23 protein-coding genes are annotated in these 26,051 nt (G+C 66.8%); 2 read left to right on the forward strand and 21 right to left on the reverse strand.

Annotated elements, in window-relative coordinates; all coding sequences use genetic code 11:
- Positions 1–81: 81 nt before the first annotated feature.
- A complete protein-coding gene (locus AC1RMY_RS13435; RefSeq protein ID WP_492865169.1) occupies positions 82–354 on the reverse strand; it encodes an HU family DNA-binding protein in 273 nt (90 codons plus the stop codon).
- 289 nt (positions 355–643) lie between these two features.
- On the opposite strand from AC1RMY_RS13435, the gene AC1RMY_RS13440 reads away from it, so the two are divergent.
- A complete protein-coding gene (locus tag AC1RMY_RS13440; protein WP_492865170.1) occupies positions 644–1,888 on the forward strand; it encodes a flavin-dependent oxidoreductase in 1,245 nt (414 codons plus the stop codon).
- Here AC1RMY_RS13440 and AC1RMY_RS13445 read toward each other — a convergent pair whose 3' ends face one another.
- The 15 genes from AC1RMY_RS13445 to xdhA all read right to left on the reverse strand — a co-directional run bounded on the left by AC1RMY_RS13445 (position 1,889) and on the right by xdhA (position 18,123).
- Positions 1,889–2,251 carry a PilZ domain-containing protein gene (locus AC1RMY_RS13445; RefSeq protein ID WP_492865172.1) on the reverse strand — a complete coding sequence of 121 codons (363 nt, stop codon included), beginning with the start codon at positions 2,249–2,251 and terminating at the stop codon, positions 1,889–1,891.
- Positions 2,252–2,432: 181 nt separating this feature from the next.
- Positions 2,433–2,744: a PilZ domain-containing protein gene (locus AC1RMY_RS13450; protein ID WP_492865174.1), complete on the reverse strand. Its 312-nt coding sequence runs from the start codon at positions 2,742–2,744 to the stop codon at positions 2,433–2,435.
- Positions 2,745–2,862: 118 nt separating this feature from the next.
- Complete coding sequence (locus tag AC1RMY_RS13455; RefSeq protein WP_492865176.1) at positions 2,863–3,321, reverse strand: cupin domain-containing protein; 459 nt, start codon at positions 3,319–3,321, stop codon at positions 2,863–2,865.
- A 19-nt stretch (positions 3,322–3,340) separates the two neighbouring features.
- The gene (locus tag AC1RMY_RS13460) at positions 3,341–4,039 is read right to left on the reverse strand and encodes an ABC transporter ATP-binding protein (protein ID WP_492865177.1); all 699 of its coding nucleotides are present in this window, start codon (positions 4,037–4,039) and stop codon (positions 3,341–3,343) included.
- Between the two features lie 2 nt (positions 4,040–4,041).
- Positions 4,042–4,791: an ABC transporter ATP-binding protein gene (locus AC1RMY_RS13465; protein ID WP_492865320.1), complete on the reverse strand. Its 750-nt coding sequence runs from the start codon at positions 4,789–4,791 to the stop codon at positions 4,042–4,044.
- Between the two features lie 7 nt (positions 4,792–4,798).
- The gene (locus tag AC1RMY_RS13470; RefSeq protein ID WP_492865179.1) at positions 4,799–5,794 is read right to left on the reverse strand and encodes a branched-chain amino acid ABC transporter permease; all 996 of its coding nucleotides are present in this window, start codon (positions 5,792–5,794) and stop codon (positions 4,799–4,801) included.
- The gene (locus tag AC1RMY_RS13475) at positions 5,791–6,717 is read right to left on the reverse strand and encodes a branched-chain amino acid ABC transporter permease (RefSeq protein ID WP_492865181.1); all 927 of its coding nucleotides are present in this window, start codon (positions 6,715–6,717) and stop codon (positions 5,791–5,793) included. Before AC1RMY_RS13475 ends, AC1RMY_RS13470 begins: the two co-directional genes overlap by 4 nt.
- A 207-nt stretch (positions 6,718–6,924) precedes the next feature.
- Entirely contained in the window at positions 6,925–8,094 is a 1,170-nt protein-coding gene (locus AC1RMY_RS13480; RefSeq protein ID WP_492865183.1) for an ABC transporter substrate-binding protein, read from the reverse strand.
- Between the two features lie 286 nt (positions 8,095–8,380).
- Positions 8,381–9,463 (reverse strand): BMP family ABC transporter substrate-binding protein, encoded by a 1,083-nt coding sequence (locus tag AC1RMY_RS13485; RefSeq protein ID WP_492865185.1) that lies wholly within the window; start codon positions 9,461–9,463, stop codon positions 8,381–8,383.
- A 30-nt stretch (positions 9,464–9,493) separates the two neighbouring features.
- A complete protein-coding gene (locus AC1RMY_RS13490; protein ID WP_492865187.1) occupies positions 9,494–10,417 on the reverse strand; it encodes an ABC transporter permease in 924 nt (307 codons plus the stop codon).
- A 193-nt stretch (positions 10,418–10,610) separates the two neighbouring features.
- On the reverse strand, positions 10,611–11,675 hold the full coding sequence (locus tag AC1RMY_RS13495; protein WP_492865189.1) for an ABC transporter permease: 1,065 nt from the start codon (positions 11,673–11,675) through the stop codon (positions 10,611–10,613).
- Positions 11,668–13,239: an ABC transporter ATP-binding protein gene (locus AC1RMY_RS13500; protein ID WP_492865191.1), complete on the reverse strand. Its 1,572-nt coding sequence runs from the start codon at positions 13,237–13,239 to the stop codon at positions 11,668–11,670. Before AC1RMY_RS13500 ends, AC1RMY_RS13495 begins: the two co-directional genes overlap by 8 nt.
- On the reverse strand, positions 13,223–14,077 hold the full coding sequence (gene xdhC, locus AC1RMY_RS13505) for a xanthine dehydrogenase accessory protein XdhC (protein ID WP_492865192.1): 855 nt from the start codon (positions 14,075–14,077) through the stop codon (positions 13,223–13,225). The genes AC1RMY_RS13500 and xdhC overlap by 17 nt, the downstream gene beginning before the upstream one ends.
- Before the next feature lie 238 nt (positions 14,078–14,315).
- Positions 14,316–16,658, reverse strand: coding sequence for a xanthine dehydrogenase molybdopterin binding subunit (gene xdhB / locus AC1RMY_RS13510; protein ID WP_492865194.1), 2,343 nt, complete (start codon positions 16,656–16,658; stop codon positions 14,316–14,318).
- Positions 16,651–18,123 (reverse strand): xanthine dehydrogenase small subunit, encoded by a 1,473-nt coding sequence (gene xdhA / locus AC1RMY_RS13515; RefSeq protein ID WP_492865196.1) that lies wholly within the window; start codon positions 18,121–18,123, stop codon positions 16,651–16,653. Before xdhA ends, xdhB begins: the two co-directional genes overlap by 8 nt.
- Before the next feature lie 117 nt (positions 18,124–18,240).
- Between xdhA and guaD the strand changes: the two genes are divergently transcribed.
- Positions 18,241–19,566: a guanine deaminase gene (gene guaD / locus AC1RMY_RS13520; RefSeq protein ID WP_492865198.1), complete on the forward strand. Its 1,326-nt coding sequence runs from the start codon at positions 18,241–18,243 to the stop codon at positions 19,564–19,566.
- Positions 19,567–19,625: 59 nt separating this feature from the next.
- On the opposite strand, the gene AC1RMY_RS13525 is transcribed toward guaD, so the two are convergent.
- From AC1RMY_RS13525 to AC1RMY_RS13545, 5 genes are all read right to left on the reverse strand, one after another.
- Positions 19,626–20,483 carry a D-amino-acid transaminase gene (locus AC1RMY_RS13525; protein WP_492865200.1) on the reverse strand — a complete coding sequence of 286 codons (858 nt, stop codon included), beginning with the start codon at positions 20,481–20,483 and terminating at the stop codon, positions 19,626–19,628.
- Between the two features lie 104 nt (positions 20,484–20,587).
- On the reverse strand, positions 20,588–22,189 hold the full coding sequence (locus tag AC1RMY_RS13530) for a peptide ABC transporter substrate-binding protein (protein WP_492865202.1): 1,602 nt from the start codon (positions 22,187–22,189) through the stop codon (positions 20,588–20,590).
- A gap of 130 nt (positions 22,190–22,319) precedes the next feature.
- Complete coding sequence (locus AC1RMY_RS13535) at positions 22,320–24,617, reverse strand: NADP-dependent malic enzyme (RefSeq protein WP_492865203.1); 2,298 nt, start codon at positions 24,615–24,617, stop codon at positions 22,320–22,322.
- A 229-nt stretch (positions 24,618–24,846) separates the two neighbouring features.
- Positions 24,847–25,083 (reverse strand): Lrp/AsnC ligand binding domain-containing protein, encoded by a 237-nt coding sequence (locus tag AC1RMY_RS13540; protein ID WP_492865321.1) that lies wholly within the window; start codon positions 25,081–25,083, stop codon positions 24,847–24,849.
- 119 nt (positions 25,084–25,202) lie between these two features.
- Positions 25,203–26,027, reverse strand: coding sequence for an alpha/beta hydrolase (locus AC1RMY_RS13545; RefSeq protein WP_492865205.1), 825 nt, complete (start codon positions 26,025–26,027; stop codon positions 25,203–25,205).
- Between the last annotated feature and the right edge of the window lie 24 nt (positions 26,028–26,051).

The raw sequence follows: 26,051 nt of genomic DNA on the forward strand, positions 1-26,051 counted from the left end.
CACTACTGTGCGGGCAATGCGGTCCCGGTCAAGCAGCACCCCCGCATCGTGCGAGGGGCTGCTTGTTCCGGATCGCTGGCTTTAAGCCACGGCGTCGGCCAGATCCTTGGTCACCTTGAACTTGACCACGGTCTTGGCCGGAACCTTGATCGTGGCGCCGGTCGAGGGGTTGCGGGCCTCGCGGGCCTCGCGCTTGGCGGCCGAGAGCTTGCCGACGCCGCCGAGCGTGATGTCGTCGCCGGACTTCAGGGTCTTGGCGACGATGGTGCCCAGCGAGGCCAGGACGGCGGAGACGTCCGTCTTCGACTTGCCGGTCTCGTCGGCGATGGCGGCGATCAGTTCGTTCTTGGTCATCGGATCCTCCTTAGGAGAGTGTTGTGGGTCGTCACGCGTAGGGTCGGCTGTTCGTGGCAGTCTCGTCTCACGAAGCACCATTGCCGCAGATCGCATGGCGCGACTGCGGCAGTTGCCACGGTCGCCGTCAAAAGGCGATGGCCGCGGTGGAAGATACGCACAGAAATCGCGTTCGTTCCCGCGTGCAAGAGCTAAGATGCAACCGTTTGGTGCCATTTCGTGGCACGATTGACAAAGCCAATCCGATTATTTCAAGCTTGAAATAATAAGTCTGCGCTGGGGGATCGGCATGAAGGTCATCATCGTCGGAGGCGGGATCGGGGGGCTGACGCTCGCGCTCATGCTGCATGCGCGCGGGATCGCCGCCACCGTCTACGAGCAGTCCGGCGAGATTCGCGAGGTCGGCGTCGGCATCAACACGCTGCCCCACGCCATTCGCGAACTGGCCGATCTCGGATTGCTGCCGGCGCTGGATGCGGTCGCGATCAGGACGCGCGAACTCATCTACATGAACCGCTTCGGCCAGACCGTCTGGCGCGAGCCGCGCGGCCTGCACGCGGGATCGCCGACGCCGCAGTTCTCGATCCATCGCGGGCGCCTGCAAGGCGTGATCCGGGATGCAGTCGTCGCCCGGCTGGGCGAGGGTGCGTTGCGCACCGGCCGAAGGCTGCAGGGCTTCGTGCAGGACGAGGGCGGCGTCACCGCCCATTTCGCCGATTCCCGCCGCGGCGAAGCCGGCGAAACCGCTCGTGCCGACATCCTGGTGGCCGCCGACGGCATCCATTCCATGGTGCGCTCGCATTATTTCCCCGATCAGGGGCCGCCGCGCTGGAACGGCGTGCAGATGTGGCGCGGCGCCTGCGACTGGCCGGCCTTCCTCGATGGCGAGAGCATGATCATCGCCGGCGGCATGAAGGGGAAGCTCGTGCTCTATCCGATCGCGAAGGGCGCGACGCCGCAGACGCGGCTGACCAACTGGGTCGTCAACATCCGCACCGGCGATCCGGCCAAGCCGCCGCCGAAGGAAGCCTGGTCGAAGCCTGGCCGTCTCGAGGACGTGCTGCCCTTCGCCAAGCGCTTCACCGTTCCGGGCGTCGACATTCTCGCGCTGATCCAGGCCAGCCCCGGCTTCTGGGACTATCCGATGTGCGATCGCGATCCGCTGCCGCGCTGGACCCATGGCCGCGTGACGTTGCTCGGCGACGCCGCCCATCCGATGTATCCGGTCGGCTCGAACGGCGCCTCCCAGGCGATCCTCGATGCGCGTTGCCTCGCCGATCTGCTGCTGCGCTCCGAGCATCCGCGCCACGCGCTTAGCGCCTATGAGGCGCAGCGTCTTCCGGCGACGGCGGAGATCGTCGCGCTGAACCGGACCGGCGGGCCTGAGCGCGTCATCGATGCGGTCGAACAACTCGCGCCCAACGGCTTCGACGATGTCGAGCGCGTGCTGAGCTATGCCAGGCGCGAGGCGATTGTGAAGTCCTATGCCGGCAAGGCGGGCTTTTCGCAGGAGCAGCTCGCGAGGCGAAGCTGATCAGCCGGCCTCGGTCAACTGCGAAATCCGCGCCTTGAGCCGGGCGTTGGTCTGTTCGCAATGCTTGAGGCGGCGCGCCAGATCGAGCGGCACAACCTCGGCCGCCCCTGGCTCCACCGCGAAGGTGACGCCGATGCGCTCGCCCGCGCGCCAGCGGATCTGGGCGCTGTAGGATCGCTGCTGCTTGGCGATTTCGAGATCGAAGCTGCTCGGCAATGCAACGGTGTCGGAGAGCTGAAGCAGAGCGCCATTCTCCGATAGGTTGCGAACCAGACAGTCCAGCGTCGAATTCTGGTGGTTGAAGGTCACGCGAGCGCCCAGGAAACCGCGCTGGCGAGGGGTCTTGCGGCGCTCGGTCGTCATGGTTCTGCAGGCCCGTCATATCAATGCGCTTAGGCGCGTTACAACCTGAGCGCGACTGTGGCCGAAAACTGCGCGGAAAACAGCTTGAACCCTTGGTTAACCTTAACCGGGGCAACGCCCGCGTCATCGACCCGCGATCGTTCTGCAGTGGCGAAAGCTCAGCGACCGGCCGCGGCAAGCCTTACGAGCGGCGTGCCCGCATCTGCGCCAGCGAGATGACCTCGCAGGGGACCTCGTCGGCCTGCGTCAGGAAGACGACGCCGACATCGTCGCCACGCCGCCAGCACTGGCGCACGCGCACACCCCCTTCCTCGTTGGCGATGTCGAGTTCGAAAGTCTCGGGCAGGGCGATCCAGTCGCTCATGCGGACCATCGCGCCGGTATCCGACCAGTTGCGGATCGTGCAGGCCAGGACCGATTGACGGCCGTTGAACACCACGCTCGCGCCCTGGAAGCCCCGGCTGCGCTGGGCATCGCGACGATTGGCGATCATGGTCCGCTCCCTGGCGGGCGGCGTCCGGATTGCCCGGTTCGCAGCCCTTTCCAGAGAAAATGCCGGAAACGCGGCTCCGGTGCAGCTTCCGCGTCGGTTTAACCTTAACCTGCGGCGGTCAGGCGCCCTCGGGCGGAGGCGGCAGGAAGTCGACCTCGTGCTTAGCCGACAGGGCCACGACATCCGCCGGGTTCTGCTCCGCCATCGAATGGATGCCCCAGAACAGGTCGTAGAGGCGGGCGGTCGGTGAGACCCAGAACAGGCACTTCACCGTCGTTTCGCTCTTGTTGAACAGCCCGTGCGGGACGTTGCGCGGCAGGCGGATCAGGTCGCCGGCGGTAGCGAAGCTCTCCTGGCCGTCGAGGACAAGGTCGAGCCGGCCCTCGAGCATGTAGATGAACTCGTCCTGCGTCGTGTGGATATGCGGCGGCACGAAGGTGCCGGGCGGGAAGGTGGCGTGCCAGGAGAAGGAATCTTCGCTCAGCGACTTCGGCACATAGGTCTGGCCGAGGATGTTCCAACTGATCTGGTCCAGACCTTCATTGGCCCGGGTCACTCCGGCTGTCAGCGGCTTCATCGCGTTTCCCCATTGCAGATTAGAAGTGCAGGAAGCGGTCCTTGACCGCGTGGTCGCTGCGCAGGTCGTCGCTCGAGCCCCGCCAGACGACGCGGCCCTTTTCCAGCACGATATGACGGTCGGCGATCCTCGCCAACGCATCGACGTTCTTGTCGATCACCAGGATCGACTCGCCCTCGGCCTTGAGGGCAGAGAGGCAGGACCAGATCTCCTGCCGGATGATCGGCGCCAGCCCCTCGGTCGCCTCGTCCAGGATGATCAGCCGGGGGTTGGTCATCAGCGCGCGGCCGATCGCCAGCATCTGCTGCTCGCCGCCCGAAAGCTGGTTGCCGCGATTGGTGCGGCGTTCCTTCAGGCGCGGGAAGAAGGCGTAGATGCGGCCGATGTCCCAGCGTGCCTTGCCGAAACGGCTGGCGGCGGTCGCGATCAGGTTCTCCTCGACGGAGAGCGTCGGGAAGATCATGCGCCCTTCGGGCACGAGCCCGATGCCAGCCTGCGCGATCCGGAAGGCCGGTGCACCCGTCAGATCCTTGCCCCCGACACTGACCCGGCCGGCTTTGGGCGGAATCAGCCCCATGATGGCGCGGATCGTCGTGGTCTTGCCCATGCCGTTGCGGCCGAGGAGCGTCACCACCTCGCCCTCGCCGATCGCAAGATCGACCCCGAACAGGATCTGCGCCTCGCCATAGCCGGCATCGAGCCCTTCGACGACGAGCATCGTCAGCCCTCCTCGCCGAGATAGGCTTCGCGCACGGCAGGGTCCGCCCGCACGGTCGCCGGATCGCCCGAGGCGATGACGCGGCCATAGACGAGGACGCTCACCGTGTCGGCGAGCGCGAAGACGGCCTCCATGTCGTGCTCGACCAGCAGCATGGCGTAGCGGCCCTTAAGGCTGCGCAGCAGCGCGATCAGCCGCTCGCCTTCCTCGCGACCGACGCCGGCCAGGGGCTCGTCGAGCAGGATGGCGGCCGGCTCGAGCGTCAGTGCCATCGCGATCTCGAGCGCGCGCTTCTCGCCATGCGAGAGACGCCCCGCCAGCACATGCGCGCGCTCGGCCAAGCCGACGGCTTCGACCGCGGCCCAGGCGGGGCCGTTCAGGCTCTCGTCGCGCGCCGCGTTGCGGAACAGCGCGAGCGGATGGTTCGCGCGCGCCTGCACGCCGAGCGCGACGTTCTCCAGCACGGACAGGGAAGGGATCGTCGAGGTGATCTGGAAGGTCCGAGCGAGGCCGGCGCGAGCGCGCTTCTCCGGCGGCAGCGCGATGATGTCCTGTCCCCTGAAGCGGATGCTGCCGGTGTCCGGCCGCAGCATGCCGGAAATCTGGTGCACCAGCGTGGTCTTGCCTGCGCCATTGGGGCCGATCAGCGCGTGAAGCTCCCCCGGCGCCACGGACAGGTTGACGCCGTCGGTCACCTTCAGCGCTCCGAAGGCCTTCTGCAGTCCGGTCAGGACCAGCACGGGCTCAGTCATGACGGGCTCAGTCATGGCGGCTCGCCCCGAGCTTGCGCATCAGCCCGACCAGCCCGCCGCGCGTGAACAGCACGAAGAGCACGATCATCGGGCCGAAGATCACCTTCCAGTGCTCGGTGAGGCCCGAGAGCACGTCTTCCGCAAACAGGAAGGCGAGCGCGCCGATGATTGCGCCATGGAGCGAGCCGACGCCGCCGAGCACGACCATGAAGATCAGCTCGCCCGAGCGCGGCCAGGACATGTAGGCCGGGCTGACGAACTCGGTCTGGTTGGCGAGAAGGAAGCCCGACAGGCCCGCGATCATGCCGCTGATCACATAGGCGACAAGGCGGATGCGCCCGACATGGAAGCCGGTGACGGCGACGCGGGTCGCGTTCTCGCGGGCGGCGCGCAGCACGCGCCCGAAGCGCGAGGCGACGATGACGCTGATCAAGGCGTAGCAGGCCACGAGCACGCCCAGCACGACATAGAAGAAGCCGATGCGGTTCTTGAACGGGTCGAAGCCGAGCACCGTGCTGCGCTCATACAGCGTCAGCCCGTCATCGCCGCCATAGGCGGAGAGCGCCTGCGCGAGGAAATAGACCATCTGGCCGAAGGCGAGCGTGATCATGATGAAGGTGACGCCGCGCGTGCGCAGCGAGACGAAGCCAGTCACCGCGCCGAAGAGTGCGCACAGGCCGAGCACGACCGGCAGGATCAGCAGTGCCTCCGTCTGGCCCTCGGTGATCATGATGCCGGTGGCATAGGCGCCGATCCCGACGAAGGCGGCATGGCCGAAGGAGACCAGCCCGCCGACGCCAAGGATCAGGTCGAGCGAGAGCGCGGCGATGGCGAAGATCATCGCCCGCGTCACCAGCGTCAGCCAGTGCGAGGGCAGGCCGAGCGAGACGGCGACGGGCAGCAACGCCAGCAGGGCGAACAGCACGATCGCTACGACCGGCCGCCGCGTCGCGGGACCGGCGGCAGCCGCTGGCATCGGGGCCGATGGGCTGGCGACGCTCATGCGCGCCCCTTGGCGGGCAGCAGGCCCTCGGGCCGTACGAACAGCACGACCGCCATCACCAGATAGATCAGCATCGAGGACAGCGCGGCGCCGGCCGCCCGAGCCGACGGGGCGCTCATGAACAGGCGCAGCAGGTCGTTCATGAAGGAGCGGCCGAGCGTATCGACGAGGCCGACGATCAGTGCGCCGACGAAGGCGCCGCGGATCGAGCCGATGCCGCCGACGACGATGACGACGAAGGCGAGGATCAGGATGTTGTCGCCCATGCCGGGTTCGACCGAGAGGATCGGCGCCGCCATCGCGCCGGCAAAGGCCGCCAGCATCGTCCCGAAGGCGAAGACGATCATGAAGAGCTTGTTGATGTCGACGCCGAGCGCCGAGACCATCGGCGCGTTCGAGGCGCCCGCCCGCAGCAGCATGCCGGTGCGCGTCTTCTCGACGATAAACCAGAGCAGGGCGCCGACGGCCAGCCCGGCGCCGATCAGCGCGAAGCGATAGGTCGGGTAGAGGATGCCCTCCATCAGCGCGACGTTGCCGGCGAGGAAGGCCGGGACCGGCACGGAGAGCGGTGCCGCGCCCCAGACCATCTTCACCCCCTGATTGAGGAGCAGGATGAGTCCGAAGGTCGCCAGCACCTGGTCGAGATGGTCGCGCTCGTAGAGATGCCTGAAGACGAGGAATTCGAGCGCGAGCCCGATCACCAGCGCCGCCCCCAGCGCCAGCACGAGCCCGAGTACGAAGCTGCCCGTAAGGCCGACGAAGGTGACGGCGAGATAGGCGCCGAGCATGTACTGCACGCCATGCGCCAGGTTGATGAAGTCCATCACCCCGAAGACGAGCGTCAGTCCGGCGGCCACCAGGAACAGCAGGACGCCGAGCTGGAGGCCGTTCAGGATCTGGACGATGAGGAGGCCGGTGGTCATTTGAGTTAAGCCGCGACTATGCCGAAAGGGCGCGGGGAACCCTCTTCCCGAGGGAGAGGGCAGGGTGAGGGGTCGGCCCTTGGACGTTTGCCGACTAGCCAACCGCTGCCAGCGGTGAGGTTGGAGCATCGGCATCAAACGGCCGGCCCCTTACCCCCAGCCCCTCTCCCTACGGGAGAGGGGAGTTTGCGCGGAGGTCCGCGAGCATCACTTCAGCGCGCAATCCTTGGCGTGCGGATCGGCATAGTCCGAGAACACCTTCTGGACGATCTCGGTCTGGAACTTGCCGTCCGGCCGCTTGGCCGCCTTGACCAGGTAGAAGTCCTGGATCGGGTAGCCGTTGGTGTTGAACTTGAACTTGCCGCGCAGCGAGGTGAAGTCCGCCTTCTTGAGCGCGGCCCGCAGCTTGTCCTTGTCAGCCGTACCGCCCGCGGCCTTGACGGCCGAGTCGATCAGCATGGCGGCGTCATAAGCCTGCTGTGCATAGGAGCCCGGCACGATCTTGTAGGCCGCCTCATAGTCCGCGACGAACTTCTTGGTCTGCGGGTTGTCCATGTTCGGGGCCCAAGTCATGCCACCGAACAGGCCGACCGCCGCATCCTGCTGCGCCGGCAGGGTCGATTCATCGACCGTGAAGGCGGAGAGGAACGGGATCTTGCCCTGCAGCCCGGCCTGCGACCACTGCTTGACGAAGTTCACGCCGAGGCCGCCTGGCAGGAAGGCGAAGACCACGTCGGGCTTGGTCGAGGCGATCTTGGCGAGGTCGGAGGCGAAGTCCATCGAGGTCAGCGGAGCATAGACCTCGTCGACGACCTCGCCCTTGAAATAGCGCTTGAAGCCCGCGAGCGAGTCCTTACCGGCCTGATAGTTCGGCGCGATGATGTAGGCGCGCTTGTAGCCCTGGTCCTGCGCGTATTTGCCCAGCACCTCATGGACCTGGTCGTTCTGATAGGAGGTGACGAAGAAGTTCTGGTTGCAGGCCTTGCCGGCCATGGTCGAGGGGCCGGCATTGGGCGAGATCAGGAAGGCGCCGGAGTCCAGCACCGGCTTGGCGATCGCGCCAAGGATGTTGGAGAAGACCGGGCCGACGACGAAGTCCGCCTTGGCGGCCTCGACATAGCCCTTGACCTTGGCGACGGCGACGTCCGGCTTCAGCTCGTCGTCGATCACGGTGATCTGCACCGGCACGCCGCCGAGCTTGCCGCCGTTCTGGTCGACCGCGAGCTGGAAGCCGTCACGGACCTGCTGGCCGAGCGCGGCCGCCGGGCCGGTCAGCACGCTGACGACGCCGATCTTGATCGGCTCCTGCGCCTGGGCGGTCGCGATGCCGAGGGCGAAGAGGCCGGCGCCGAGCGAAAGCGTGAGCTTGAGTGTCATGTCGGATGTCCTCCCGGGACGAGCGAGAAAGCGACAGCGCAGCAGGGGTCCCCTCGACCTCCTTGGCCGCGCGATGAAGGCATATTGTTTCAAGCTTAAAATATCTGCAAGAGGGTTCTTGCCGGAGATTTTGACCGTTCGACAAAGCTCCCGTCATCGCGGACAAGCTGCGGAGCAGCGCCGCTTCGGGATCCATGATAGAGCGCAGTTCCCTACGATGGATCCCGGAGCTTCGCTTCGCTACGTCCGGGATGACGCGGAGGATGTCGTCAGCGTCACGCGTAGCTCAAGCCTGCACGCCGTCGACATACCAGTCCATCTTGGACAGCATCTCGTCGGAGGCGGTCTCGCCGCCCTTCAGGCGTACGACGCCCTTCTGGTCCTTCAGCTCGCCGGTGAAGGGGTGGAGCGTGCCCGCGACGATGCCCTTGAGCACCGCGTCGGCCGCCGTGCGGGCCGCTGGCGTCACGGCATCGTTATAGGGCGCGATCTTGACCATGCCGTCCTTGATGCCGCCCCAGACGTCGCCGCTCTTCCAGGAGCCGTCCAGCACCTCCTTGACGCGCTTGATGTAGTAGCCCGACCAGTCGTCGACGATCGCGGTCAGATGCGCCTTGGGCGCGAAGGCCTTCATGTCGGAAGCCTGGCCGAAGGCGAAGACGCCGCGCTGCTCGGCAGCCTGCAGGGCCGCCGCGGAGTCGGTGTGCTGGGTGATCATGTCGGCGCCCTGGTCGATCAGCGCCTTGGCGGCGTCGGCTTCCTTGGCCGGGTCGTACCAGGTCGAGGCCCAGATCACCTTGGTCTTGAAATTGGGGTTCACCTTCTTGGCGGCGAGATGGAACGCGTTGATGCCCATCACCACCTCCGGAATCGGGAAGGAGGCGATGTAGCCGGCCTGGCCGGATTTTGACATGTGCCCGGCGATGGTGCCGATCACGGCACGCCCTTCATAAAAACGAGCGTTATAGGTCGCGACGTTCTCGGCGCGCTGATAGCCGGTGGCGTGCTCGAACTTGAGCTTCGGGAACTGCTTGGCGACCTGGATCGTCGGGTTCATGAAGCCGAACGAGGTCGTGAAGATGATCTGGTTGCCGGCCTGGGCGAGCTGGCGGATGGCGCGCGCGGCATCCGGGCCTTCGGCAACGTTCTCGATGAAGCTCGTCTTGATCTTGGCTCCGAACTCCTTCTCGAGGGCCAGCCGGCCCTGGTCATGGGTCCAGGTCCAGCCATGGTCGCCGACCGGGCCGACATAGATGAAGCCGACGCCGAGCGGGGCCTGGGCGCGCGCTCCGCTGCCGATCAGGGGCAGGGCCGCGGCGCTGGCGCCGGCGCCGAAATTGAAACGGCGGCGCGTGATGATCGAGGTCATGGTCTGAATCTCCCCGTTATGGTCGCGGCGTCAGGACGCCGAGAATGGTTTGCCGAGGCAGGCCGGCGCATCGAGCCGGCCGGTCCTTCGGCCTAGTGACATCATGGTCAGAACCGCGACGGTCGCAAGATAGGGCGCCATCGCCAATAGTTCAGGCGCGAGCCAGCTGATGCCCGCTGCCTTGGCCTGTAGCTCCAGCGTCATCACCGCGCCGAACAGATAGGCCCCCAGCAGCAGACGGCCCGGCCGCCAGGCGGCGAAGACGACGAGCGCCAGCGCGATCCAGCCGCGCCCGGCGGTCAGCCTGTCCGCCCACATCGGTGTCAGCGCCAGCGAGAAATAGGCCCCACCCAGCCCCGCCAGCGCCCCGCCGAAGGCGATGGCGGCATAGCGGATGGCGATGACGGGATAGCCGATCGCATGGGCCGAGGCGTCGTTCTCGCCGACGGCGCGCAGGATCAGCCCGGCTCGCGTCTTGCGCAGGAACAGGCTGACGCCGAGCACCAGTACCAGCGAGAGATAGACGACGATGTCGTGGCCGAAGACCGCCCTCAGGATCGGGTGTTCCGACAGCGCCGCCGGAAACACCGGCCCGAGCCGCGCGATCGTGCGCCCGACGAAGCCGGCCCCGATCAACGACGAGGCGCCGACGCCGAAGATCGTTAGCGCCAGACCCGTCGCGACCTGGTTGGCGGTCAGCGACAGCGTCAGCACAGCGAAGACCATGGCGGTGATGATTCCGGCAGCGACGGCGGCGACGAGGCCGAGCCCCGTGCTGCCGGTGCTGAAGGCGACGGCGAAGCCTGCGACCGCGCCACACAGCATCATGCCCTCGACGCCGAGATTGAGCACGCCAGCCTTCTCCGTGACGAGCTCGCCCAGAGCTGCCAGCAGGATCGGCGTCGAGGCCGCGACGAGGGTCATAAAGATCGAGACGAGGATGGCGGTCGTCATGGCGCCGCTTCCATAGGGGGCGCTCCCGCGCTCATCATCCTCTCCGTCGTCCCGGACGCTGCGCAGCGGAGCTGCGGGATCCATCGTAGAGCTCCGGAGTCCTCCGATGGATTCCGGAGCGGCGCGGCTACGCCGCTTGTCCGGGATGACGAGGCGGGGAGGGGGAGGGAAACGGGAAAACCGGAAACGCTGCTCATACCGCCCGCGCCTTCCACGTGATCCGGTACTTCACCAGCACATCCGTCGCGAGCAGCACGAAGAGCAGCAACGCCTGGAACATGCCGGTCGCGGCCTGCGGCAGCCGAACCGTCGTCTGCGCGATCTCGCCGCCGACATAGGTCGCCGCCAGCACGACGCCGCCGAAGACGATGCCGAGCGGGTTCAGCCGGCCGAGAAACGCGACGATGATCGCGGTGAAGCCGTAGCCGACGGGGAATTGCGGGGTGAGCTGGCCGAAGGGGCCGGCGGCCTCGAACAGCCCGGCGAGGCCGGCCAGCCCGCCGCTCGCCAGAAGCGTCGCCCAGGTCACCTTGTCGGCGCTGAAACCGCCATGGCGTGCGGCCGCCGGTGCCAGACCCACGACCTTCACCGCGTAGCCGGCCGTGGTCTTCTCCATCAGGAGCCAGGCGACGAGCGCGATCAGCACGGCGGCGGGAATGCCGAGATGGACCAGCGAGCCCTCAATCATCGCCGGCAGCGTCTGGTCGGCGCTGAACATCTTGGTCTGCGGGAAATTGAAGCCGTCCGGGTCCTTCCACGGGCCGCGCACGAGATAGTAGAGCGCCTGCACCGCGACATAGGTCAGCATCAGGCTGGTCAGGATCTCGCTGACCTGCAGCCGGACGCGCAGGAAAGCCGGCACCGCCGCCCAGGCCATGCCGCCGAGCACGCCGGCCAGCGCCATGGCGGGCAGGATCCACCAGCCGGTCATGTCATGGGTCGCGAGCGCCACGCCTGTGCCCGCGATCGCGCCCATGATGTACTGCCCCTCGGCGCCGATGTTCCAGACATTGGCTCGGAAGCCGATGGCGAGGCCGAGCGCGATCATCACGAGCGGCGCAGCCTTCACGCCGAGATCCGGCCAGCGCTGGGGTTCGAGGAAGGGCGTCAGGAAAATGCTCTCGACGGCGTGGAAACCGTCGTAGCCCATCGCCGTGAAGACGATCATGCCGAGCAGCATCGTCAGCCCGATCGCGATCAGGGGGCTCAGCCAGAGCATCGGCGCGCTCGGCTCGCGGCGGCGGCGCCATTCAAGCATGGGCGGCCTCGCCAGTTCCGGCTTCGCCAGCTCTAGCTTCACCGTGAACCCCGCCCATCATCAGCCCGATCTCGTCGATGCCGAGGCTCGCGACGTCACGCGGTGCCGACAACCGGCCCTCGTTGATGACGCAGAGTCGGTCGGCCAGCTCCAGCAGCTCGTCGAGATCTTGCGAGATCACCACCACGGCCGAGCCCTTCGCAGCGAGATCGACCAGTTCCTGCCGGATCGCGGCGGCGGCGCCCGCATCCACCCCCCAGGTCGGCTGGCAGACGACGAGCACGGAGGGCGTCTGCCCGATCTCGCGGCCCATGATGAACTTCTGCAGATTGCCGCCCGAGAGCGAGCGGGCGAGCGCCGCCGTGCCTGTCGTGCGGACGTCGAAGCGCTTGATCACACCGTCGGCGAAGCGTTTGACATCCCCCATGCTGATGATGCCGAGCGGCGTCAGCGGCAGCCGGTGGCGAGCGGTCAGGATGGCGTTGTCGGCGAGCGAGAAATCCGGCACGGCGGCATGGCCGTTACGCTCCTCCGGGACGCAGGCGAGACCGAGAGCCCTGCGCGGACCCGCCATCATCGTTCCGATCGGCTTGCCGTCGAGCAGGATCGCGTCCGGCTTGGCTGACGGTCGCTCGCCCGAGAGCGCCGTCAACAGCTCCGACTGGCCATTGCCGGCGACGCCCGCGATTCCAAGGATTTCGCCAGCGCGGGCTTCGAAGGTGATGGCTTCGAGGGCGGTGCCGAAAGGCGGCTCGCCAGCGAGCGTCAAGCCGGCAACGGAGAGCCGCACCGGACCCGCTCCGCCGCTTTCGCCATGCTCGATCTGGCGCAGTTCGGCGCCGATCATCAGCTCGGCCATGCGCTTGGTGCTCTCGACCCGCGGATCGCAGGTCGCGACGACCCGGCCAGCCCGCAGGATCGTCGCGGCCTCGCAGAGCGCTTTGATCTCATCCAGCTTGTGCGAGATGTAGAGGATCGCACAGCCCTCGGCGGCGATCTGGCGTAGCGTGCCGAAGAGCTTCTCGACCTCCTGTGGAGTCAGCACCGAGGTCGGCTCGTCCATGATCAAGAGCTTGGGCCGCTGCAGCAAGCAGCGCACGATCTCGATGCGCTGACGCTCACCGACCGACAGCGTATGCACCTCGCGCTCGGGATCGAGCGGCAGCGAGTAGCTGTCGAGGATCGACTTGACGCGGCCCTTGAGTTCCTCGGTGTCGCACGCCTCGTCGAGCCCGAGCGCGATGTTCTCGATCACTGTCATCGCGTCGAAGAGCGAGAAATGCTGGAAGACCATGCCGATGCCGAGGCGGCGCGCCGCTTTGGGCGAAGCTATCGCGACCGGTGCTCCGTCCCAGGCGATGGTGCCCTCGTCGGCCTGCTGGACGCCATAGATGATCTTCACCAGGGTCGACTTGCCGGCGCCGTTCTCCCCCAGCAACGCATGAATCTCGCCGGGCCGGACGCTGAGGCTGATGTCCTCGTTCGCCTTGACGCCGGGAAAGCTCTTGGAGATGCGCGAAAGCGCAAGCCGCGGGCGAACCGTCTGGTCAGGCGGTTGCGTCATGGCCGGCTCGTTCCTCCACCCCGGCTTCCCCCGAAGCCTTTGACTTGCGAAGCAAACTCCGCACCAGCTCCGCCGCCGTCAAGGCCGCGATCACCTCCGGGCGCTTGTCGTCCACATCGCTGCCGCCGATCGGACAAGTGAGATGTCGCAATGCCTCTCGCTTGCCGCCATCGCGCAGGAAACCGGCCTCGAAACGCGCGCGCTTCGTCTTCGAGCCGATCATGCCGACGTAAGTCGCATCGCCGCGCGCCAGCGCAGCCTCCGCGAGGCGATAGTCCAGCGCGTGGCTGTGGCTCAGGATCACGAAGGCGCCGCCCGACGCCGTGATCTCGATGGCACGAACCGGGTCCGCCATGCGCACGCAGGTGATGCTGGCGGGGAGCCCGTCCAGCACGCCGTCACGGTCGTCGATCAGCGTCGTCGCGAAGGGCAGGGCGGCCAGGGCGTGAGCCAGCGCCCGTCCGGTATGGCCGGCGCCGAAGATCAGCACGGCTGGCCGGGCGGCGGCCTCGGCTCGCTCGTGCGCAGCGATCATCGACAGGTCAGCCATGGTCGCGCGCTTCAGCGACAAGGTCACCCGCCCGCCGCAGCACTGGCCCATCTGGGGGCCGAGGGGGATGTCGAGTTCGCGTTCCAGTGTCTGCACTGCCAGCATCTCGCGGGCGACGTCGATGCAGTGGAATTCGAGCTGCCCGCCGCCGATCGTGCCGGCGATGTCGGTCGCCGTCACGCCCATCGCCGCCCCGGCCTCGCGCGGGGTCGAGCCGGCGGCGCGGGTGATGGTGACGAGGATGACGCCATAGCAAAGGTTCTGGTCGAGGAAAGCGGAGAGGGTCATACCGCGCTTCCTTTTGCCGCGACGACCACGGTGAGACGCGGGGAACCCTCTCCCGTAGGGAGAGGGTAGGGTGAGGGGTCGGCCGTTTGACGCCTTGGCCGAGCCCTAACCGCTTCCTCGCTGTCGGCTGAGCGCTTCGCTGGACGAGGGGCCGACACCTCACCCCTACCCCTCCCCTTACAGGAGAGGGGTTCCCCGCGCCCCGAGCGGATAACGGCGAAGTCTATGGCGCGGGAACTCATCGCCCCACCTCCACCCGCACTCGTTCGACGGCCGCCAGCACGCGCTCCGGTGTCGCGGGCGCATCGAGCCGCGGGCAGATCCTGTGCCCGCCGACGCTCGCAACCGCATCGGACAGCGCATGCAGCACCGAGATCGCCAGCATCAGCGGCGGCTCGCCGACGGCCTTGGAGCGATGGATCGTCGGCTCGCGGTTGGGAGCACCTTCCAGCAGCGCGACATTGAAGATGCGCGGCCGGTCGGAGGCGACGGGGATCTTGTAGGTCGAGGGCGCATGCGTCCTGAGCACGCCCTTCTCGTCCCAGACCAGCTCTTCGGTGGTCAGCCAGCCCATGCCCTGGACGAAGCCACCCTCGATTTGCCCCCTGTCTATCGCCGGGTTCAGCGACTGGCCGCAATCATGCAGGATGTCGACGCGCTCGATTTTGTATTCGCCGGTCAGCGTATCGATCGCGACCTCGGCCGCCGCCGCGCCATAGGCGAAGTAGTAGAAGGGATGGCCGCGCCCGGCCTTGCGGTCCCAATGGATCTTCGGTGTCGCGTAGAAGCCGGTCGCCGAGAGCTGGACCCGGCCCATATAGGCGGCACCGACCAGTTCGGGAAAGCCGATCTCCTGCGCGCCGATCCGCACGCGGCCCGGCAGGAAGGCGATCTCCGCCGGATCGACGCTCCATTTCGCTGCCGCGAAGGCGACGAGCCGCGCCTTGATCGTCTCGCAGGCGTCGAGGGCGGCCATGCCGTTGAGATCGGAGCCGGAGGAGGCGGCCGTCGCCGAGGTGTTGGGCACCTTGCCCGTGGTGGTCGCGGTGATCTTGATCTGGTCGAGGCCGATGCCGAAGGCTTGCGCGACGACCTGCGCGACCTTGACGTAGAGCCCCTGGCCCATCTCGGTCCCGCCATGGTTCAGCGCGACCGTGCCGTCGGTGTAGACATGCACCAGCGCGCCGGCCTGATTGTACCAGGTCGCGGTGAACGAGATGCCGAACTTGACCGGCGTCAGCGCGATGCCGCGCTTGATGACGGGGCTCAGCCGGTTCGCTTCTCGGATCGCCGCCTGTCGAGCGCGATAGTCGCAAGCGCGCTCCAGTCGCGCGATCACCTCGGCCGCGATGTTGTCCTCGACGGTCTGGTGATAGGGCGTGATGTCAAAGCCCGGCCCGCCATAGAGATTGCGCTTGCGCACCTCCAGCGGATCGAGCCCGGTCGCGAAGGCGACCTCCTCGATGAAGCGCTCGGCCCCGACCATGCCTTGCGGCCCGCCGAAGCCCCGGAAGGCGGTGTTGGAGACCGTATGCGTACGCAAGGGCTCCGAACGGGCGCGCACCGCCGGGTAGAAATAGCAATTGTCCATGTGGAACAGCGCGCGGTCGGTTACCGGCCCCGACAGATCGGCGTTCCAGCCGCAGCGCGCCGCGTAGACGGCATCGACGGCATGGATACGGCCCTCCTCGTCGAAACCGATCTCGTAATCGCAGACGAAGTCGTGGCGCTTGCCGGTGACGGCCATGTCGTCGTCGCGGTCGGGCCGGAGCTTCACCGGCCGCTTCAGCTTGCGGGCGGCGAGCGCGGCGACGCAGGCGAAGAGGTTCGACTGCGTCTCCTTGCCGCCGAAGCCGCCGCCCATGCGCCGGACCTCGACGGTGACCGCATGCGAGCCGACGCCGAGAACCTGCGCCACCATGTGCTGGACTTCGCTCGGGTGCTGCGTCGAGGAGAACACTTGGACGTCTTCCTCTTCGCCGGGGATGGCGAGGGCAATCTGGCTTTCGAGGTAGAAGTGCTCCTGCCCGCCGATCTCCATCGAACCTTTCAGCCGGCGCGGGCTGGCGGCGAGCGCAACTGCGACATCGCCGCGTTCGAGCTTCAGCGGGTCGGTGACGAGCGCGCCACCGGCCGCCCGGGCCGAGGCCACGTCGAGCAGCGGCTTCGCCTCGTCATAGACGGCTTTCGCCAGAGCGGCCGCCTGTCGCGCCGCATCGCGCGTCTCGGCGATCACGGCGAAGAGCGGCTGGCCGTGATGCAAGATCGTCTCGGTCGCGAAGACCGGCTCGTCATGCCGATGCGTCGAGGAGATGTCGTTGACGCCGGGAATATCGGCCGCCGTCAGCACGGATAGCACACCAGGTGCCGTCCGCACTGCATCGAGATCGAGCGAGATCAGCTTGCCGTGTGCGATGCGGCTGAGGCCCAGATAGGCGTGCAGCAAGCCGGCAGGCGCGGCGATGTCGTCGATATAGACGGCCTCGCCCGCGACATGCCGCGCGGCGGAATCATGGATGCGCGCCGCGCCGACCGGCCCGGTCACCGTCTCGATTTCAAGTCGTTTGCGTGCGTCAGCCATGGCTCGCCTCCGCCAGCAGGCCGGCAATACGGGTCTCGACCCGTGGCTGCGTCGTCTCGATCAGGAACCGCCGCAGCAGATTGCCGGCGACGGTGAGACGATAGCCCGCCGAGGCGCGCATGTCGGTGAGCGGTGTGAAGTCGCGGGGCAGCGCGGCGACGGCCTCGGCGACCGCCGTTTCATCCCATGCCCGGCCGGTCAGTGCCGCGTCGGCCGCCGCCGCACGCTTCGGGATGCCGGCCATGCCGCCATAGGCGAGGCGTGCCTCAGTAATCCGCCCATCGTCGCCGATCCGCAGCAGGAAGGCGCCGCAGACGGCGGAGATGTCCTCGTCGAAGCGCTTCGAGATCTTCGAGACGTGGAACAGCGCGCCCGGAGGAAGCTTGGGCACGATCACGGCTTCGACGAACTCGCCTTCGCGCCGGTCCTGCTTGCGGTAGTCGATGAAGAAGCTTTCGAGCGGAAGGGTGCGCGTGCTCAGGCCTCGACGCAGCACGAGCTCCGCCCCCAGCGCAATCAGGGCCGGCGGCAGATCCCCGATCGGCGAGCCATTGGCGATGTTGCCTCCGACCGTGCCGGCATTGCGCACCTGCTCGCCGCCGAAACGGCGCATTAGCTCGTCGAGCTGGGGCGAGAGGGCCGCGAGCGCGGGGCGGACCTCCGCATGCGTCGCCATCGCGCCGATCCGCAGATGGTCCCCCCGGTCCTCGATGGCTCGCAGCGTCTCGATGCGGCCGAGATAGATGACGGGATCGAGCCGGCGCATGCCCTTGGTGACCCAGAGCCCGACATCCGTCGCGCCCGCGACCAGGGTCGCCCGCGGAAGGGCGATGACGAGATCGGCCAGCGCCTCGACGGTCGCCGGGGCGAGGAAGCGGCTGGCAGGTCCCGACAGCGCGAGCGTTTCCTGATCTGCGAACTCACGCAATTGGGCCATGATCCCATCGCGGCGGGGCGCGAAATGATCGCGATCTCCGAGCCGGTACATGCGCTGCGCGGCCGCGACGATCGGCTCGTAGCCGGTGCAGCGGCAGAGATTGCCCGCCAGCGCGTCTTCGATCCGGGCGACGGTCGGTGCGTCCTCGTTGAGCCAGAGCGCGAACAGCGACATCACGAAACCCGGCGTGCAGAAGCCGCATTGAGAGCCATGGCAATCGACCAGTGCCTGCTGCACCGGATGCAGCACATCGTCCTCGCCCTTGAGATGCTCGACGGTCAGCAGATGGCAGCCATCCAGCGTCGGCAGGAAGCGGATGCAGGCATTGATCGCCTCATAGCGCAGCCGGCCGCGATCGAGCCGGCCGACGACGACGGTGCAGGCGCCGCAATCGCCTTCCGCGCAGCCTTCCTTGCTGCCGGTCATGCGCTTGTCGAGGCGCAACCAGTCGAGCACCGTCAGCGTCGGATCGCAGGAGGAGATCTCGACCCGTTCGTCGCCGAGCAGGAAGCGCAGGGTGTCACGCATCCAGTCCACCCCGTTCAAGAACATCCATCATGCCCGCAGATTAGGCATGTTCGCCGCTTGGCCGGAAGCTTTGATTTGGTGCAGATGTGATCTGAATTTAAGCCGGAGTCCGCGTCAGTGAGCGAAACCGCCGTCATTCGCGCCTTGCGGGGCCGCCTTTTGTGGTTCGTCGCCGATCCGCATGAGGTGGGCGAGGCCGCCCATCACTATGTCGAGGACGGGCTGGTCGTCATCGAGGGCGGCATCATCCGCGCGGTCGGCGAGGCGGCAGACCTTCTGGCCACGCTGCCGCCAGAGGCCGAGATCGTCGATCATCGCCCGCATCTGATCATGCCGGGCTTCATCGACGCGCATCTTCATATGCCGCAGACCCAGGTGATTGCCTCCTATGGCGCGCAACTGATGGACTGGCTCAACCGCTACACCTTCGTCGAGGAGCAGAAACTCAGCCAGCAGGGGCATCCCGAGAAACTCGTCACCTTCCTGCTCGACGAATTGCTGGCCAACGGTACGACGACGGCGGTGATCTATTGTTCGGTCCATCCTCAGTCGGCCGAGGCGCTGTTCCGGGAATCCGAGCGCCGCAACACCCGCATGATCGCGGGCAAGGTGATGATGGACCGCAACGCGCCGGAAGCGCTGACCGATACGGCGCAGAGCGGCTATGCCGACTCGAAGGGGCTGATCGAGCGCTGGCACGGCAAGGGCCGGCAGCTCTACGCCATCAGCCCGCGCTTTGCCGTGACCTCGACGCCGGAGCAGATGGAGGCAGCCGGGCGCTTGGCTGCCGAGTATCCGGACTGTCATGTCCAGACCCATATCAACGAGAACCGGGGCGAGATCGCCTTCGCCAACGAACTCTATCCTGAAGCAGGCGACTATGCCGGCATCTACCAGCATTACGGCCTGCTCGGCGGCAAGAGCCTGCTCGGCCACTGCATTCACATGACCGACCGGGAATGGCGGCGCTTCGCCGAGACCGGCGCGGTCGCGGTGTTCTGCCCGACCTCGAACCTCTTCCTCGGCTCGGGGCTATTCGACTGGGCGCGGTCGCGGGCAGAGGGCGTGCCGGTCGCGGTCGCGACCGATATCGGCGGCGGCACCTCCTACTCGATGCTCAGAACGATGTCGGAGGCTTACAAGGTGCTGCAGTTGCAGGGGCAGTCACTGTCGGCTTTCGCCGCCCTGCATGCGATCACGCTCGGCAATGCACGGGCGCTCAAGCTCGACCACCTGATCGGTTCGCTGGAGCCCGGCCACGAGGCCGACATCGTCGTGCTCGACCCCGCCGCCCAGCGCGCCATGGCGCACCGGCTGGAGACGGCGCGCGATCTCGCCGAGGAGCTCTTCGTGTTGGTCACGCTCGGCGACGAGCGCAATGTCGTCGCGACCTATGTGATGGGGGAGCGGGTGGTTGCTCCGTCATTCTCGGGCGACGTTTAGCGTCGGCCCGAGAATCTCGGGAAAGAGATGCTCGGGTCGAGCCCGAGCATGACGCGCACTCACCCCAGCACGCCGCCCTTGCGGGCGAAATCGATGTAGATCTCGCGCAGGCGCAGCGCCGTTGGCCCCGGCGCGCCGTTGTGGATCGTGTGGCCGTCGATCGTCGTCACCGGCATGACGAGGCTGGTGGCGGAGGTGATGAAGGCCTCCTCGGCGTCGAGCGCCTCGGCAAGCGTGAACTCGCGCTCCTCGAAGGTGAAACCGGCTTCGGCGATATAAGCGAGGACAGCCTTGCGGGTGATGCCGGGCAGCACCTTGTTCGACAAAGGCCGCGAGATCAGCGTCTTGCCCTTGACGATCCAGGCGGTCGAGGAGGCGCCTTCGGTGACGACGCCGTCCTCGACCAGCCAGGCCTCCTGCGCGCCGTTTTCGGCCGCGAACTGCTTGGCGAGGACCGGCGCCAGCAGGTTGACGCTCTTGATGTCGCGGCGTGCCCAGCGCAGGTCTGGCGTGGACACGACCTTGATGCCGGTCTTGACGGTCGGCGCGCTCACGAAGCTGCGGGCCTGCGTGAACATGATCAGCGTCGGCGGCACATCCTTCGGGAAGGCGAAGTCGCGGTCGGCTGCGCCGCGCGAGACCTGCAGATAGATGCCGCCCTCGTCGAGGTTGTTGCGCTCGATCAGCTCCTCGTGGATGGCGACCAGCTCGGCCTTTGACCACGGCAAGGGGAGTCTGATCTCGCCGCAGGAGCGCTCCAGCCGGGCGAGATGGGCCTCGCAATCGACGAGCTTGCCGCCGATCACCGCCGAAACCTCGTAGATGCCGTCGCCGAAAATGAAGCCGCGGTCGAAGATCGAGATCTTAGCGTCCTCTTCCGGCAGGTAGTCGCCATTCACATAGACAATGCGGCTCATCGATCAGGTCTCGTCAGCGGGTTGGAAGCAGCCCTTACTAGACGAGACATGTTGCGGGCGCGAGCGCGAATGCCCTCCGGCGACGCGGGCCGCCCCCGCGTTTTTTACGGCTTCAGACTGAGGAACCGCGTCGGGATGGCGCCACGCAGATTGGACTCGAAACCGGCGAGCTTTGGCGAGACCAGATTCTTCGTCGAGTAGTACAGAACCGGAATCCAGGGTTGTTCGCGGGCGATGATGCTGTCCGCCTCGCGCAGGATAGCGGCGCGTTGCGCGAGATCGGTCTGCTCGGCGGCGAGCTTCATCAGCATGTCGAACTGCGGGTCGGAGAACTTGCCGAAGTTGAAGCCGGCATTGTCGCTCTGGAACAGGAAGAGGAAATCCTGCGGATCGGAATAGTCGCCGATCCAACCATAGCGCGCGACGTCGAACTCGCCGCCGTCGCGCAGATGGGCGAAATGGCTCGGGCTGTCGGTTTCGAACAGGGAAGTCTCGACGCCGATCGCCTTCCACTGCTCGGCGATGGCGATGACGGTGCGGCGGTTGTTGTCGCTTCTATTGTAGCGCAGTTCCAGCCGCAGCGGCACGCCGGGCCCGAAGCCCGCTGCCGCGAGCAGACGCCGGGCCTCGTCTTCCCGGTCGAGGGGGGAGGCCATCTTGAAGTCGAGTTCGGCACGCTCGCCGTAATTGCCGATCTGGGGCGGGATCACGCCATAGGCCGGCAGCATCGTGCCGGCCCAGACCGTCTCGGCGATGAACTCGCGGTCGATCGCCAGCGAGAGCGCCCGGCGCACGCGCGCATCGTCGAAGGGCGCCTTCTGCGTGTTGAGGACGAGGAAATAGGTTCCCAGGGAGGGAGCGACCCTGACCTGCGTGCCGAGCTTGGCGCGCAGGGCCTTGATCTGATCGGCGGGGATGTCGGTCGTCAGGTGCAGCTCGCCCGCCTGGAAGCGCCTTGCCGCCGCTGCGAGATCGGACGTCGGATAGTAGATAACCGTGTCGATCTTGACATGGGCGGCGTCGTGGAAGGCCTTGTTCCGATCCAGCCTGATATGCGAGTTCGGAACCCATTCCTTCAGCACATAGGCGCCGTTGGACACCCAGTTCTCCGGCCTGACGAAGTTCCGGCCGTACCTCTCGACCGAGGCGGGATGCACCGGCAGCCCGGTCTGATGCGTCAGCAATTCGAGGAAATAGGGCGTTGGCCGCTCCAGCGCGATTTCGAGATGGCGCGGATCGATCGCCCGGACGCCGAGATCTTCGGGCCTGGCGCCATCGCTGCCCTTATGAATCTTCTCGGCGTTCAGGATGGGGTAGAGAAGGCTGGCGTACTTCGCCCCGGTTCGCGGATCGAGCATGCGCCTGAACGAGTAGACGAAATCCGTCGCCGTGACCGGATCGCCATTCGACCACCGGGCCGTCTCGCGCAGTACGAAGCGCCAGGTCCTGCCATCCTCGCTCGTCGTCCAGCTTTCGGCGGCGCCGGGGACGACCTCGCCTTTCATGCTGTGGATCACCAGCCCTTCCGACAGGTCGCGCAGCAAATGCGCCTCCGCCACCGTGGAGGTTCTGTGGGGATCCAGCGTCTCCGGATCGGCGTCGTTGCCGCGGTGGAAAACGCCCTGGGCGAGGGCTTCGCCGGCGCCGCCGAACAGCAGCGTTGCAGCCAGTATGAGGGGCGCTGCGCGGCGCGTGAGGTCGAACATCGAAACCTCCCCTTTGGCGGCGACTCACCCGTGAGACGGGGAGGCGCCGAGAGGAAGTAGAGCCCGGCTTTGGGGACCTGCCAAGCGCGAAAAACAGTCTCCGCAGTCCGCGCCCGGCGAGCGTTCCCCGTCAGCCTGCCGCTGCCGCCGCCCGCTCCTGTGCTTCCACTACCGCCACCGCCGTCATGTTGACCACGCCGCGCGCCGTAACCGAGCCGGTCAGGATATGCACCGGCTTGGCCGCACCGATCAGGATCGGTCCGACCGGCAGTGCATCGGCCAGCACCTTGGCGAACTGGTAGGCGATGTTGGCGGCGTCGAGATTGGGGAAGATCAGGACGTTGGCGACGCCCTTGAGCGTGGACGAGGGCAGCACGCGATCGCGCACCATCGCGACCAGCGCGGTGTCAGCCTCCATCTCGCCATCGCATTCGAGCGACGGCGCGCGCTCGCGGATCAGGGCGAGCGCCTTGCGCATCTTGAGCGCGGAGGGCGTATCGGCGGCACCGAAATCGGAATGCGACAAGAGCGCGATCTTGGGCTCGATGCCGAAGCGCGCGACATGGCTCGCCGCCAGCACCGTCATCTCGGCGATTTCCTCGGCGGTCGGGTCGTTCTTGATGTGGGTGTCGGCGAGGAAGAAGGCGCCCTTGTTGGTGATGATCAGCGTCATCGCGGAGATGTCGGACACGCCGGGAGCCAGTCCGATGATGTCCTTGATGTGCCGCAGCCGCGACATGAACCGGCCTTCGAGGCCGGTGATCATCGCATCCGCTTCGCCGCGCGCGACGGCGAGCGAGGCGATCACGGTGTTGTTGGTGCGCACCAGCACGCGCGCGGCCTCGGGCGTGACGCCGCGCCGGCCGGCGATGTCGAGATAGGTCTGGACGTAGTCGCGGTAGCGCGGGTCGTCCTCGGGGTTGATCACCTCGAAATCGACGCCCGGCCGCAGCGACAGGCCGAAGCGCTTGACGCGGGTTTCGATCACGCTCGGCCGGCCGATCAGGATCGGGGTCGCGAGCCCTTCCTCCAGCGCGACCTGGGCGGCGCGCAGCACGCGTTCATCCTCGCCCTCCGCGTAGATCACGCGTTTGGGATCCGCCTTTGCCTGGGCGAAGAGCGGCTTCATGATGAAGCCCGAACGGAAGACGAAGCGCGACAATTCCTCGCGATAGGCCTCGATGTCGGCAAGCGGCTTGCGCGCGACGCCGGTCGCCATCGCCGCCTGCGCGACCGCGGGCGCGATGCGGATGATCAGGCGCGGATCGAACGGATTCGGGATCAGCGAGGTCGCGCCGAAGGTCGAGGATTCGCCGCCATAGGCGCGCGCCGCGATGTCGGAGGTCGCCTCGCGGGCGAGCGCTGCGATGGCGCGCACGGCCGCGAGCTTCATCGCCTCGTTGATCGTCGTCGCCTGCACGTCGAGCGCGCCGCGGAAGATGTAAGGGAAGCACAGGACGTTGTTGACCTGATTGGGATAGTCCGAGCGCCCGGTGCAGATCATCGCGTCCGGCCGCGCAGCCAGCGCGTCCTCCGGGGTGATCTCGGGGTTGGGGTTGGCCAGCGCCAGGATCAGCGGCTTCTCGCCCATGGCCTTGGCCATCTCGGGCTTCAGCACCCCGGCGGCCGACAGGCCGAGGAAGACGTCCGCGCCGGGGATCACCTCGGCGAGCGTGCGCGCATCGGTCTCCTGCGCATAGACCTCCTTCCAGCGGTCCATCAGGGTGTTGCGGCCCTTGTGGACGACGCCTTCGAGGTCCGTGACCCAGATGTTCTTACGCTGCGCGCCGAGCTCGACCAGGAGGTTGAGGCAGGCGAGCGCTGCTGCACCTGCGCCAGAGACGACGATCTTGACCTCGCCGATCTTCTTGCCGGCGAGATCGAGCCCGTTGAGGATCGCCGCCGAGACGATGATCGCGGTGCCGTGCTGGTCGTCATGGAAGACCGGGATCTGCATCCGGGCCTTCAGCTGCTCCTCGATCTCGAAGCATTCGGGGCCCTTGATGTCCTCGAGATTGATGCCGCCGAAGGTCGGCTCCAGCGCCGCGACCACCTCGACGAATTTCTCGATGTTCTTCTGCTCGACCTCGATGTCGAAGCAGTCGATCCCGGCGAATTTCTTGAACAGGACCGCCTTGCCCTCCATCACCGGCTTCGAGGCCAGCGGGCCGATGTCGCCGAGGCCGAGCACGGCCGTGCCGTTGGTGATGACGGCGACGAGGTTCTGCCGCGAGGTCAGTTCGGCGGCCTGGCCGGGATCGTCGACGATCGCCTCGCAGGCGGCGGCGACGCCTGGCGAATAGGCCAGGGCGAGGTCACGCTGATTGCCCAGCGGCTTGGTCGCCTGGATCTCGATCTTACCGGGGCGGGGAACACGGTGATAGACGAGCGCGCCCGAGCGGAGATCGGGGGACAGGTTGCTCTTCATCGCGGCGGCTCCAGCGGCGTCGGCTCAATGTCAGGAGCAGCCGAGGTCGCGCGAATGAGGGGAGGTCGTCAAGCGCAGAACATGCATTAATCGCAGGCAGGGATGTCGATCCGCTGCGCTTGGTCAGGTGATGGCGCTGGGCCGTTCGGCTGAATCAGGCTGTGAAGGACCTGAATCGATGCCTTAGCAAAAGCCGCCAAGCGATTCCGGCGACTCGCGAATTCCCGCCTCAGAACGCCTTGAACGTGATGATCGTGTGCGTGTCGGCGATCTCGGGGATCGACTGCACCTTCTGCGCGACGAAATGGCCGATATCGACATCCGTCGCGACATGGAACTTCGCCAGGATGTCGTAGTTGCCCGCGGTCGAGTAGATCTCGGAGGCGATCTCGCGGTCGGCGAGTTCGCTGGCGACCTCGTAGGTCTTGCCGAGCTTGCATTTGATCTCGACGAAGAAGGTCTGCATCAGGAACTCCGGGAGGTTCTGCCGCATCGGCTTTCCCGAAAACCGGGGGGCACTTTTCGGACCGATGCTTTGAGGCTCTGGATAGAACCTCCGGCATGATGAGATCAAGCGCGGTCAGGTCAGGCGCCTGCGAGTTCGGCGACCCGGCGCGTCATCGCGCTCTCCGGATCGGCGAGGCCGGCGATCACCGTGAAATGGTTGGCGCCGGGGATCTCATCATAGCGGGTGCGCACGCCCTCCAGCCCCCAGACATCGGTGATCTGCCGGCTCTGCCTGAGATACTCGGCACTCTCGGCACCGCCGACGACCGCATCCATGGTGAGCCGCGCCGGCGCCGGCCAGAACAGCGGGCTTTCGAGCTCGGCCGCTTCCATCGTCAGATTCAGCGCGCCGTTGACGCTGGTTTCGGTCAACGGCTTGAGGTTGTAGAGGCCGGAGATGCCATAGGCCGCCGGCACGAGTTGGTCCGGCAGCTCGGGGTCGACATTCTTCCAGTCTGTGGCGAGCGCGCAAGCCGAGAGATGCCCGCCGGCGGAATGCCCTGCCGCTACGACCGGCAAACGGAAGCGTTGCCAAAGCGATGCGGCCGCCTGTTGAATCTCCCAGACAATGTGGCCGAGCTCGACCTGCGGGCAGAGATCATAGCCCACCACCGCCACCGGCACGCCCAGCCGGTTCAGCCCGCGCGCCATGTGGGAGAAGAAGCTCGGATCTAGCGCCTGCCAATAGCCGCCATGGATGAACATCACGATCGCATTGCCGCGAACCGTCTCTGGCTTGAACAGATCGTAGCGCTGGCGCTCGCCTTCACCATAGGAGACGCCGAGTTCGCAAAGCGCCTCCAAGCGATAGGCGGTTGCATCGCGCGCCCAGCCGGCAATGATCTCCGGATGCTCCGGCACGCGGGCGCGGTTGTTGTACTCGGTCTCGTAGTCGGGCGACATTCTCTGGCTCCGGCCTGCCTGCCG

The sequence above is a fragment of the Allobosea sp. GW822-FHT03F07 genome, from assembly GCF_058801345.1.